General features: G+C 68.9%; 12 protein-coding genes. 4 read left to right on the top strand and 8 right to left on the bottom strand.

Annotated features, from left to right (window positions below):
• Nucleotides 1-1,291 precede the first annotated feature (1,291 nt).
• Complete coding sequence (locus tag V1L54_RS27475; protein WP_039655034.1) at nucleotides 1,292-1,951, top strand: MarR family transcriptional regulator; 660 nt, start codon at nucleotides 1,292-1,294, stop codon at nucleotides 1,949-1,951.
• Nucleotides 1,945-2,361 carry a hypothetical protein gene (locus V1L54_RS27470; RefSeq protein ID WP_330120852.1) on the top strand — a complete coding sequence of 139 codons (417 nt, stop codon included), beginning with the start codon at nucleotides 1,945-1,947 and terminating at the stop codon, nucleotides 2,359-2,361. Before V1L54_RS27475 ends, V1L54_RS27470 begins: the two co-directional genes overlap by 7 nt.
• 430 nt (nucleotides 2,362-2,791) lie before the next feature.
• On the opposite strand, the gene V1L54_RS27465 is transcribed toward V1L54_RS27470, so the two are convergent.
• Nucleotides 2,792-3,178, bottom strand: a complete 387-nt coding sequence (locus V1L54_RS27465; protein WP_330120851.1) for a hypothetical protein — start codon at nucleotides 3,176-3,178, stop codon at nucleotides 2,792-2,794.
• Between the two features lie 294 nt (nucleotides 3,179-3,472).
• Here V1L54_RS27465 and V1L54_RS27460 point away from each other — a divergent pair, with 294 nt between their 5' ends.
• Nucleotides 3,473-4,075 (top strand): hypothetical protein, encoded by a 603-nt coding sequence (locus V1L54_RS27460; RefSeq protein ID WP_330120850.1) that lies wholly within the window; start codon nucleotides 3,473-3,475, stop codon nucleotides 4,073-4,075.
• A gap of 30 nt (nucleotides 4,076-4,105) precedes the next feature.
• On the opposite strand, the gene V1L54_RS27455 is transcribed toward V1L54_RS27460, so the two are convergent.
• From V1L54_RS27455 to V1L54_RS27435, 5 genes are all read right to left on the bottom strand, one after another.
• Entirely contained in the window at nucleotides 4,106-4,705 is a 600-nt protein-coding gene (locus V1L54_RS27455) for a DUF6262 family protein (protein WP_330120849.1), read from the bottom strand.
• A gap of 90 nt (nucleotides 4,706-4,795) precedes the next feature.
• Nucleotides 4,796-5,323: a hypothetical protein gene (locus V1L54_RS27450; RefSeq protein ID WP_330120848.1), complete on the bottom strand. Its 528-nt coding sequence runs from the start codon at nucleotides 5,321-5,323 to the stop codon at nucleotides 4,796-4,798.
• 376 nt (nucleotides 5,324-5,699) lie between these two features.
• Nucleotides 5,700-5,960: a hypothetical protein gene (locus V1L54_RS27445; RefSeq protein WP_330120847.1), complete on the bottom strand. Its 261-nt coding sequence runs from the start codon at nucleotides 5,958-5,960 to the stop codon at nucleotides 5,700-5,702.
• On the bottom strand, nucleotides 5,957-6,262 hold the full coding sequence (locus tag V1L54_RS27440; RefSeq protein WP_330120856.1) for a DUF6247 family protein: 306 nt from the start codon (nucleotides 6,260-6,262) through the stop codon (nucleotides 5,957-5,959). Before V1L54_RS27440 ends, V1L54_RS27445 begins: the two co-directional genes overlap by 4 nt.
• 153 nt (nucleotides 6,263-6,415) lie before the next feature.
• Nucleotides 6,416-6,766, bottom strand: a complete 351-nt coding sequence (locus tag V1L54_RS27435; protein WP_330120846.1) for a hypothetical protein — start codon at nucleotides 6,764-6,766, stop codon at nucleotides 6,416-6,418.
• Between the two features lie 126 nt (nucleotides 6,767-6,892).
• Between V1L54_RS27435 and V1L54_RS27430 the strand changes: the two genes are divergently transcribed.
• Nucleotides 6,893-7,609, top strand: coding sequence for a DUF3800 domain-containing protein (locus V1L54_RS27430; protein ID WP_330120845.1), 717 nt, complete (start codon nucleotides 6,893-6,895; stop codon nucleotides 7,607-7,609).
• Nucleotides 7,610-7,730: 121 nt separating this feature from the next.
• Here the strand turns inward: V1L54_RS27430 and tpg are convergent, their stop codons facing one another.
• Entirely contained in the window at nucleotides 7,731-8,288 is a 558-nt protein-coding gene (tpg, locus tag V1L54_RS27425) for a telomere-protecting terminal protein Tpg (RefSeq protein WP_330120844.1), read from the bottom strand.
• A gap of 3 nt (nucleotides 8,289-8,291) precedes the next feature.
• Nucleotides 8,292-10,382 carry a telomere-associated protein Tap gene (tap, locus tag V1L54_RS27420; RefSeq protein ID WP_330120843.1) on the bottom strand — a complete coding sequence of 697 codons (2,091 nt, stop codon included), beginning with the start codon at nucleotides 10,380-10,382 and terminating at the stop codon, nucleotides 8,292-8,294.
• Between the last annotated feature and the right edge of the window lie 116 nt (nucleotides 10,383-10,498).

Here is a 10,498-nt window from a genome sequence, read left to right as displayed (position 1 = left end):
CGGATTCCGTCGCAAGCGACGGAATGGAATTCCGCAAGCGGAATTCCAAAGGCGGGACAATTCGCGCAAGCGCGAATTGTGGGCACCCGCGCAAGCGCGGTCGCCTGCGCGGGCAGCAAGGGGAGGTGCATCATGCGCGGGTCTGTGTAGGGCTTGGGAATCGCAGCCACCATCCCCACAACCGAGGTGACGGACCGCCGGTCTGACGGGGTGCCGACCCCATCGCAGTGACGGGCTCCGCTGCGCTCCACCCGAACCCCTCCCCCACCTTCGAAGCTGGCTGCTCACGTTCCTCAATGCCTCGTCGGTATACACGCCAATCCGCCTCCCTGAGCCGAAATGAGTTGCGTATTACCCACGAGAGAGAACGCAAGGTCCGCGTAATGCATCACCCTGGCTGGCTGTGTAGTGTTTGGGTTCTGGATGCACCACCCCTGACTCCGGCAGAAACTCACCGGTCGATTCAGAATTCAGCGGCTTGGACAGCTTAGCCACAGAACGGAAGCCCCGATATGCGAGCTTCGAAATTCGACGTGCGGAGGTACCGGAGCCGAACGGCCCCCTGGGGCCGGGCGGCGGAACCGCCCACCGTCGCCAGCCACGCCTTCCTGCCTTTGAGCGTCACGGTCGGCACCACCCGAGACGCAGCAACGCTGGTGCCGCCTATGGTCCGCACGGGGCCATGGAGTCGCACGCGAAGCCGCCTCAGCCACGATCCCCCGCCCGAGGCACCTCAGGAAGCCGCCTGCGGGCGCGTGTCGTCGTGAGCCCTGTGCACGGAGGCCGGTGGCTGAATGAGCCGCCTACGGGGCCGAAGGGGGCCTGCGCGGGTGCGGTGGGCGTACGAGCCGGGTGGCGGCCGTGGGCGGGGAGAACCGTGATGCCAGCGCACCGCCAGCTGCTCGTGGTTGGTGCCGTCGGTAGCGGGGTCGCCCCGAGAACCCGAGACCCTGGTACCGCCCTCGCGCGCGCGTGCGTCTTAAGGAAAAGAGGGGCACCACGGAGAACGTGCCTTGACCTGGGCTTTTGCGAAAGGTGATGTGTCAGCGCTGACACATTGACCTGCGGAAATGTGTCCGTGGTGTCACACCGACACCCGTATTCGCCAACCCAGCTTGTACAAGTGCGGAACGCTGCTGGTGAGGGCTGGTTTCCAGAGAACACACCTCGAAACCGTTGTGTCGGCGCCGACACCAAAGGGCCACGCCAGGATGTACAAATCTGCCAACCGAGCTTGAACAACTGCTAGTGTCCGGCGCGACCCCCAAGATCGAGGACAGGACCACCGTCGATGCCCCGCCAGCCCAAGCGCCCCACCGCCGGCCGCGGCAAGGCCCGGATCGCCGCCGTGCCGCCCGGTGGCGACAGCGCCTTCCGCGAGACCCTGTCCTCCCGGCTGGGCAAGGACATCAAGCCGCCCACCCGTAAGCGGCCCGTGCAGCAGATGGATGTCAGCGTTCGGTACACGTACCGCGCGCCGCACGACATGTACGGGCGGTCCGGCTACAGCGTGGTGTCCAACGACTTCCTCGCCGACGTCCTGGCCGTGCTCATCGCCCAGCACGGCATGTCGCCGATCCAGTCCGCGGTCCTGCTGTGGTGCATCGGCCGGCAGCGCGAAGGATGGCTGCGCGCGACGCACAAGAAGATCGCCGACAAGCTGGGCGTGGAGCGGTCGAACGTGACCCGGGCGATCGGCCGCCTGGAGCAGTGGCACATGATCCAGCGCGTGGACAGTGGGCTGATCTTCGTGAACCCGATGCTCGGCTTCGAGGGCAACGGAGACGTGCAGCGCGAGATCCTGGACTCCTTGCGCGACAAGGACGGGAAGCTGCCGGAAGACGTCTTCCCGGCCCTGAACGCCCCACCGCCACCGCGCAGCGTCCAGCTGGAGCTCGCTGTCGAAGACGGGGAAGATGAAGTGGTCGACGAGGAGGGGCGGGCATGCTGATCCAGGCGAGCGCCGGTTTCGGAATGCTGTACCGGCTGGACCTCACCAAGGCCGCCATGGAGCTGCTGAGCGCCCTCATCGAGCGCCAAGAGCCCGGCGGCGAGGTGAACGCCTCCCAGGCCGAGCTGGGGGCCCGCGTGGGCCTGTCGCGGAACTCCACGAACACCGCGATGGGACTGCTGGAGAGCAGGAACCTCGTACTGAGGCCGAAGGACCGCAAGTACCGCACCTACTACCTCCACCCCTACATCGCTTCCTACGCCTCCCAGGAAGAGCTGGAGGAAGCGATCGAGGACGCTGCCGAGCGCATCAAGTCCGGCGAACTGCCCGAGATCACCGTTCCGCTGTACGAGACCGCGCCGCCCAAGCGCCAGAGCCAGCCGCTCCGGGCCGTCCGCGCCGCCGGGTGACGCCGCCCGTCATCACCCCCGGGCGATAACCGACCGCAAAATGTGTCCCTGCCGCACAGGAATGTGCAGCAGGGACACACACGTCTGCCCGAGCGGGCGCACCCGGAGCTGTATGCAGCAGCCGTGCATAGATCCCACCCGGAACATCGCAGATCTGCGATCTTATGCAGCGCTGCAGCGGGCCCACCGTCGTACTGGAGCCCACAGAGCAGGAGTCGGCGGCCGGGTGCAGCACGGCCCGAGCAGCGCGTGCAGCAGCTGGCCGTGCTGCACGGCCCGGGCGGGCTACTGCTCGTGCAGCACCCGTGCGGCGCCCGGCCCATGCAAATGCTGCGCTGCGCAGCGCAGCACCCAGAGACCGCACTGCTGCACCCGGCGACCACCACCAGGAGCAGGAGCAGCAACCGAGCAGCAGCACCAGGAGCAGCTTCTACAGCACGGTGCCGTGTAGGGCGCGGCGGTCGCCGGACATCGCGTAGCGGCGCGCAGCGAGCCCGTGTTCGAGGGGCTCGCCGATCTGCTCGCACAGCAGCGCCAGGACGTCGGCGGCGTCGGTGTCGGAGAGGTAGACCGGGGCGACTTCGAGCATCAGCTCGCCGATCGCGTGGGTGCTGGCCGCGCGGTCGTCGACGACTGCGCGCAGCGCGGCGACGGCCGGGTCCGCCGACGGATCGGCGGGCGGTGGCGGGGCGGTGCGGACGTCGCGGACGGCCTGGCGGACCACCGCGCGCACCGTGGCCGTGTCGAGGGCCTGGAGGCCGCTGTGGGCGAGCGTGGCGAGGCGGCGGGTGATCAGGCTCCGCGACGACGTCCGCACGGCTGGAGACGGCGATCAGGGCGCGCTGGGACAGGCCGTAATCGAGCGCGGCCGCGGCGGCCGGGCCGATGTCTCGCGTGCTTTTCCAGCCAGGAGTGTCTTTGGAGTGGCTGTGACCTGGGCAGGCACGTAGCGAACATGTCGGGGACGTGGGTGCGGACTCACCGTGGTTCACTCGATCAGGGGTTAACCTCTCCCTGAGTCGTACCGATTTCCCCTGGAGGTAGTTCCCCCGATCCTCTGGTCTTGCTCAAACCTTTTCCCGGCACTGCCTCTCGCGGGGAGGATCGGGTCATGAACCTGAGCGCGCAGCAGACCAGCAACCTCATCCCGTTGGCTACCGTCATTGCGGCGCTTCTGGCATTGGTGGGGGTCGTGATCAACCTGTACTTCACCCGGCGCCTGGCGAAGGACCGTGAGGCATTCGAGGTGTCGATGAAGAAGACGGAGCACGAGGCGGCACTGAAGGTAGCGATGCATAAGGAGCGGGTGAACCGGTTCGCGGAGGTGTATACGGCGGCTCTGAGGCTGCGGGAGGCGTTCACTACCGAGCGCGCGAAGAAGGACCAGGACAGGGTGATCGAGACGATCATAGAAGCGGACGCGGAGCACCAACTGGCCGTACCGATCATCGAAATGACCTCAGAGATGTCCAAGGCTCTCATCGCGGCACGGATTGCGTGCGCGGCGGTGCTGGTCGATGGCACGGCTCAGATGCGCTCCGCGACTAACCAGCTGCGGGATTTGGCTGACGCCATCGAAGGCGGTTGGAAAGGTACTGGGACGATCCTGTGGGCTGACCCGATCGAAGCACTGGACACCACCTATGCACGGGAGAAGCTGAAGGAGCTGGACCGCTGGATCGAAGCCTTCCCCAGCGTCCCACCCGCCTTGTAGACCCACCGGCCATGGCGGGCCAGCCCTGGATCAGGGCGTCTCCCTGGGAGACGGTTGTCCGTCTTCGAGTAGTGGGGCTTCGAGGTCGGCGATGCGTTTGTCGGCGAAGCGGACGTTGTCACGGGCCGCGGCGAGCCGGTCGGTCGCTCGCCGGTTCTCCTGCTCCAGTTCGCGGACGCGCTTCTTGAGCATGGAGTTCTCCGTGGTGATCCGGACGATGTCGTCCTCGGTCCATTCCGTCCGCAGGTCACGGATCTGGCCGAGGAGTTCGGCGATCTGTGCTCGCTGGTTCAGGACCTCGTCCTGGGTTGCCTTGAGTGCGTCCTCGGTGTTCAGTGCCCGTTCCCTCCAGGACGCTTCGCGCTCCGCGAGTTCGTCCTGGCGGTCCTGGATCCGGCGGCCGGCTGCCCGGCGGGTCGCTTCCTCCACCAGCGTCCGGGCCTGCGGGTGTTCGTAGAGGAAGGTGCGCGAAACGTCCGCGTTCCGGGCGACGGCCGAGACCGTGATGGGGGTCTTGGTCTTCACCAAGTGCGTGACTGCGTCCTTGATCCGGCGGAGGCTGGCCTCGGTCCGCTGCTGGCGGGCCTGGAGCGCCTGTGCCGTGCGGGGGGTGGGAAGGGTCTGGGTCATTCGGAGTCCTCCGACTGGTCCGGATCGTCTTGTTCACCTGCGGCGGCGAGGTCGGAGGCGCGGAAGGCGATGCTCCAGAGCCGCTGGAAGTTAGTCTTGTGGGCGCCGCAGGTCCATGGCGAGGGCCTGGTCGAGCAGGCCGAGTGCGGCGAGCGCCTTCTCCAGGCCGTCGATGGCCTGGGAGGTCGGCTCGAAGACCTGGTGCAGGTAGTCGGCGGTGGCGTCGTCCGGGGCCCGCTCCGCGAGCGATCTCCACTGCTCGCGTTTCCGGTGCCAGTAGAGGAGGTCGGCCCCGGACATGACGAACTTTTCGCAGCCTTCGCAGTTCAGCTTCCAGGGGCAGGCGTCGCCGCGGACGACCGGCTGGAAGGTGCAGAGCCCGCCCTCAGCTGGGGTGCTGCGGCGGGACAGATCCACTGCCATCGCGCGGGCTGCCTCGCGGCTCATGCCCTGGCTGGGCGAGGTGAGGAGCTTGCCCGGATGGGCGGAGCCCGGGCCGGCGACCCAGACGTGGTGCAGGACGTCCTCGATTTCGGAGGAGGCGACTCGTGCGTAGTGCTCGGCCATGCGGCCGGAGACCTGGCCGAGGTACTGCTTGGCCGGCGGTGACCGCGCCATGGATCGCTGCGAGCGCGAGGGCGACGTCCAGGAGCCGGTACGCCTGGGCGCGGCTGAGGCCGAACTCCGCCCGGCAGTACGACTCCCAGCTGCTGTGCCCGAGCGGGAGCCAGATGCGGGCGGCGTGCGCGTCGTGGACCCGGGCGGCGAGCACCGCCACGGAGCGCCGGACGTCGTCCATCGCCTCGCGCAGCCCGGCCGTCATCTCCCGGGCGCGGGCCACGGTCAGCGGCGGCCGCGCCGGTACGGCCCCGCGGCCGCTGGTGACTACCGGTTGCCGCCCGGGTGGCAACCGGTAGATACGGCCGTGGCTACGATCGGAAACGCCCTGACCCCGGCAGTTGCGATGCCGGGGTCAGGGCGTTGTCGCCGGTGGCTATCCGAGCCAGGTGATGGTGAGGACGGACAGGCGGCGCAGGGGCTGGTTCACCCAGTAGGTGAGGGACAGCTGGCCGACGGAGGCGTGCCGGACGTCCTCGCCCTCGGGGTCCTCCGTGTTCCACTGCCGGAAGCCCCATGGATCGCCGGCGGCGGCGTCCAGGACGTCCCACACCGTGTCTTCGACGTGCTCGGGCAGGGTGTCGAGGACCTTCGCGGCCGGGGCGGAGAAGCGGACCGCGTACGGCTGTTCGGTCACCGGCGCCTGCCGCGGAGCTCCGCCATGTCGATGAAGTCGCTGTCGTCGTAGCCGGAGGCGACGAACGCGTCGACGGCCGGGGCGGAGGCGAGGCGGCTCTGCCAGTCCTGGACGACCTCGTACAGCGGCGCGAGGGAGAACGTGCGCCGCGATTCCTCAAGGGCGGCCGCCCACTCCCGCTCGAAGGTCGGCACCCACTGTGCGGCGCGCGCGTCGGCGCGCAGCTGGGCGAGGAGTTCGGCCGGCGCCCCGGGCGCGGGGGCGTACGGCGTGACGGGTGCGTGGTCGGGCTGCGCGCTCATCTGGTCCTCCCGGCGGGTCCTCCCTTCACGGTACGCGCGACGGATCGCCGTGGATGCGGTCATGGGCAGATCCCTCCTACGGGGTGAGCGGCGGCACGAGAGCCGGGCCCCGGCAGTTGCGATGCCGGGGCCCGGCCCGAGGTGTGCCGACCGTCAGGCGGCCGGGGTGAGGGTCAGGGCGTAGTGGCGGCCGGTGGCCAGGTGGACCGTGAGGGTATCGCCGTCGGCGGTGGCGGCCCGGTAGGCGGAGTGGGCCAGGAGCGCGGGGACGACGACGTCGCGCAGCACGGCGGCGGCGGGACCGTCGGCCGGGGCCGGGGCCGGGGCCGGGGCGTCCGTCGGGTTCTGGAAGACCTCGCCGTCGGGGCCAGCCTGGAAGTCGAGCACCCAGGAGTGCCCGGCCGCGGTGAAGACGATGTCGCCCCGGGTGTCAGCGTCGGTGACGTCGCTGGTGCCCGGGTGGTCCTCCAGGACGTCGGCCAGGCGCACGGCTTCTTCGTCCACGGCGGTCAGGTGGCTCTTGTCGCGGTCGATGGGCGGATTTGTGACTGAGCACCTCAGTTGGCGGATTGAGCGTTTCAGTTGGCGGTCTTGCCCGCGCTGGGAGTATCGGCCCGCTTTACTCGAAGCATGGCAAACCTGGTTTACATCGATGAGACCGGCTCTGTTGGGAAAGGCGCCAACAAGCAGAAGCTACTGACGCTGGCCGCCGTGCTCGTGCATGAAGACAATGTGCAGCCCCTCGCAGACAAGTTCCGTCAGATCGCGAGGACCCACCTGGGATGGGTGCCAGCCGACTTCGAGCTTCACGGAAACGAGATCTGGCACGGCACCGGCCACTGGAGCTCCCTGCCGCACGCCGGGCTCATCGCCGTGTACGAGGACGCGATTTCGGTCATCAACGATCTCGACATCGGCGTGTCCCATGCCAGCATCCACAAGGAGCGCCTGCGCACTCGGTACGGCGGGGACATGAGCGGGAACGCCTACCTCTTGGCCTTGCAGTTCCTTCTGGAGAAGATCGACAGCGGGTATATGGGCAACAAGATCCTCATCGCCGACGAGCAGAAGGAACACCAACTGCGGGCGGTGAAGATGGTTGCCGAACTCCAGGACTGGGGCTGGGGCGAAGTGCCCGGGGCTAAGCTCAGGACCGTCATCGACTCCATGCACTTCGTGAGCTCGCACGCAAGTCCGGGGGTACAGCTGGCCGACCTTGTTGCCTACGCGCTACAGCGTCAATGGAACCAATGGGACAGGCATCCGGCTGCCAGGGCGGCAATCGGCAGGGTCACCGACGTGGTCTCCCAGCACACTCGCACCTGGCGTGAACCCTGGCCAACCTGATCACTGCGGGGTCCGCGTGGGGTCCTGCCTCGTACGCTTCTCGTCGCCAACTGGTTTGTGTCATTCGCCAACTGAAGCGCTCAGTCACAGGATTTTCGGTGGGCACGCTTTTCGCTCCTAGTCAGTAATCCAGATCGAGGTAATCGATGTCGTTGATTTCCACGTCCGACAGTCCCATAGCGCGACCGCCGCCGTCCTGGAAATACACTTCTTTGAAACCTTCGGCGATGATTCCGCGCATCTGCTGGTCGCTGGCCCCCGCGTCGCGGGCGTCGAAGAGGCGCTGTGCGTACTGCGGGGGGAGGTGCACGGTGAGCCTGCGGAACCGTCCGTCGTCGGTCGTGCCGACTGGCGCGGTGTAGCCGAACCGGGCCCTGGTTTCCACCGTGATCCCGCCCGTGGTGGCGGCCTTCTTCCGCCGGCGCTTGCGCACCAGCGGCTGCCACCGGGCCCGTACGGCGCCGTCGATCTTGGCGGCGACGTCGGCGCGGGCGTGCTTGCGGGCGCCGCGCCGGTAGCGGTTCACGGAGTCGGCGGTGACCCCGATCTCCGCCGCGACGGCCTTCGCGCTGCCGAACTGCTTGAGCAAGAACCCGATCTGGCCCTTCAACGTCTTGGGCGGGTCCTTGGTGAACGCCTCGCGGTCGGCCCGCTCGATCGCGTCGTCGATCTCCCCCACCGTCTACTCCCCTTCGTCCAGGACGGCGTCGCCGCCCTTGATGTGGCGGGCCGGGTTCAGGCCCTTCTCCATCAGCTCCACCGCCCACAGCATCGGCTGGACGCCCTCCAGCTTCGCCAGGCCCGGCGTGGGCCCGAGACGGAACCCGCCGGGCTGAGGCTTACCCGAGGCCGCGTACGGCAGGAAGTCCAGCGGGGAGGCGCCCGGCGAGGGGTAGACGACGCAGTCGGAGAGCACGGCGAGCGGGAACAGCCCGGTCATCCGGGACATGTTCAACAGCTTGCGGTGCATGTTGACGCGGGCCTTGCTGATGACGGCGGCGCGGATGTCGGGGCGCCAGGTCGGCCGCTCCAGGGCCGGCCACGGCTCGCCCTCCTTGTAGTGGCGGCCCTGCGGGCGCTCGCGGAGCTTGCCGACGCCGCCCTTCACCGTGGCCTTGATGGCGGACAGGACGGCGGCCAGGGCCGGGTCGACCTGCTTGTGCTGCTCCATCGCGGCGAGGAAGGCGCGGTCGTCCAGGTCCCGGGTGACGCCGAGGTCGGCGAGGGTGTCGACGTAGGCGTTCTTGAGGCGGTCGTGCCACGGGTCCAGGTATGCGCCGGTCTCGCGGCGCAGGTACGCCTCGATCGGGTGCACGTCGTAGCCGAGCTCCTGGGCGTAAGCGACGGTGTGCGTGGCGTACCAGGCCGGGCCGGTCGGACGGCTGCCGTCCGGGGTGAACGGGCTGGGTAGGCGCGGGTCGATCTCCACGTGGGAGAGGTCGACCAGCCAGGACCCGGGGATCTTCGGGTTGAACTTCGGGGCGTGGAAGTGGTCGGGGGCGGACAGACCGACGACCAAGCGGGCCGCGGCGGCGAGGAAGGCGGTGTTCAGGTCCAGGCCGACCGCGAAGGGCAGCGTGCACTCCTCATCGGTGAGCAGGTCCACCGGCCGCACCCACTGGTACGCCTCCTCGTTGAGGAACCCGCCAGTCCAGCCGGAGTTCACGACCACGGGGTGTTCCGGGGTGGCCTCCGGCGGCGCCGGGTTCATCGGCTCCGTGCCCAGCGAGCCCGGGTTGTAGGCCGAGATCCAGTTGCCGGTCTCCGTGTCGCGCTCCGGCTTCGTCGGCGGGCGCAGTGCCGTCATCAGCTCCAGGCCGGAGACGGCGGTGGAGCCGCGCGGGGTGATGACCCGCTGGGCGTACACCCCGAGGACGCGGGCGATGTCGGCCGGCTCCATCTCTGCCACGCCGGGCCAGGACCGCTCATCGAGGGCGTCCCAGGACAGGATCGCCAGCTGCACGCACTGCCGCTCGCGCCCCTGCGCCTTGCGGTAGATCCGCGCCCACGGACCGAACCCGCGCTGCGTGAGCTGCCACTTGGCCTTCACGACCTGCTTGACGACCGGGTGGTCCTCCGGCAGGCGCAGGGAGCGGCGCTGCTCGTGGCCCTGAAGGCGCTCGGGCAGCCCGAGCTTCACGGCGGCCGCGGCGGTGAGCACGATCAGCGGGTCGGCGTCCTTGCCGTAGCGGTTGAGCTTGGGCGCACCGAGGCCGGACTCACGCAGCGTCCACTCCACCAGCTCCGGGACCGTGCGGGCGGGGCAGTCGAGCACGATGCCGTCGACGCCGTACGCGGACCCGTCGCCATCCAGCACGGCGAGCGGGCCGTGCGGGAACCGCGGGTCGACGGCGGGCTTCGCCGCCTTCTTCGCCACCGGGCGCCGCGACGACGTCGCCGGGCGGGCGGAGCGCTCCGGCGCGGCAGGCTCCGCCTCGATCCCCTCGGGCGCGGCCGGGCCGGTGAACGTTTTCGGCACCTGCGACTGCGGCACGGCGGCCGGAGCGGTCGTGACGGTGCCGGGCGCGGGGTACTTCGCCGCCCAGCCGTTCAGCAGCCGCTGGTACGCCTCCAGGCGCGGCGACTTCGGCTCAGAGCGGCCGTTCTCGTAGTTCTTCACCGACTGCGTCGTGGTCTTCAGTGCGGCCGCGAGGCGGGCCTGGGTGATGCCGGCGGCTTCACGCAGCCGGGCGCGCTCCGCCGGGGGTGGCAGCTGCGGCTCCTCCTCCAGTAGCGCGTCGATGTTCGCGAACAGCTCTTCCTCAGATGCCATGGGGAATCTCCTTTCGCCCCCCAGCCTAGCAGATTTAACCCATCTAGTTATCCAATTTTTTAACCTGCTCTGATTCTTGGGGGGGTGGGGTGTGAACGTCGTCAGGGGCAGGCGCA

Origin of the sequence: Streptomyces rubellus, from assembly GCF_036323805.1 — a bacterium.
Taxonomy (GTDB): domain Bacteria; phylum Actinomycetota; class Actinomycetes; order Streptomycetales; family Streptomycetaceae; genus Streptomyces.
Note: the sequence above shows the minus strand (reverse complement) of the source record. Positions and strands in the feature narration are given on the sequence as shown.

Excerpts from the sequence above, each read along its gene's own strand:
- V1L54_RS27475 (WP_039655034.1), top strand. The coding sequence starts at position 1,292 with ATGCCCCGCCAGCCCAAGCGCCCCACCGCCGGCCGCGGCAAGGCCCGG.
- V1L54_RS27470 (WP_330120852.1), top strand. The coding sequence starts at position 1,945 with ATGCTGATCCAGGCGAGCGCCGGTTTCGGAATGCTGTACCGGCTGGAC.
- V1L54_RS27460 (WP_330120850.1), top strand. The coding sequence starts at position 3,473 with ATGAACCTGAGCGCGCAGCAGACCAGCAACCTCATCCCGTTGGCTACC.
- V1L54_RS27455 (WP_330120849.1), bottom strand. The coding sequence starts at position 4,705 with ATGACCCAGACCCTTCCCACCCCCCGCACGGCACAGGCGCTCCAGGCC.
- V1L54_RS27450 (WP_330120848.1), bottom strand. The coding sequence starts at position 5,323 with ATGGCGCGGTCACCGCCGGCCAAGCAGTACCTCGGCCAGGTCTCCGGC.
- V1L54_RS27440 (WP_330120856.1), bottom strand. The coding sequence starts at position 6,262 with ATGAGCGCGCAGCCCGACCACGCACCCGTCACGCCGTACGCCCCCGCG.
- V1L54_RS27430 (WP_330120845.1), top strand. The coding sequence starts at position 6,893 with ATGGCAAACCTGGTTTACATCGATGAGACCGGCTCTGTTGGGAAAGGC.
- tap (WP_330120843.1), bottom strand. The coding sequence starts at position 10,382 with ATGGCATCTGAGGAAGAGCTGTTCGCGAACATCGACGCGCTACTGGAG.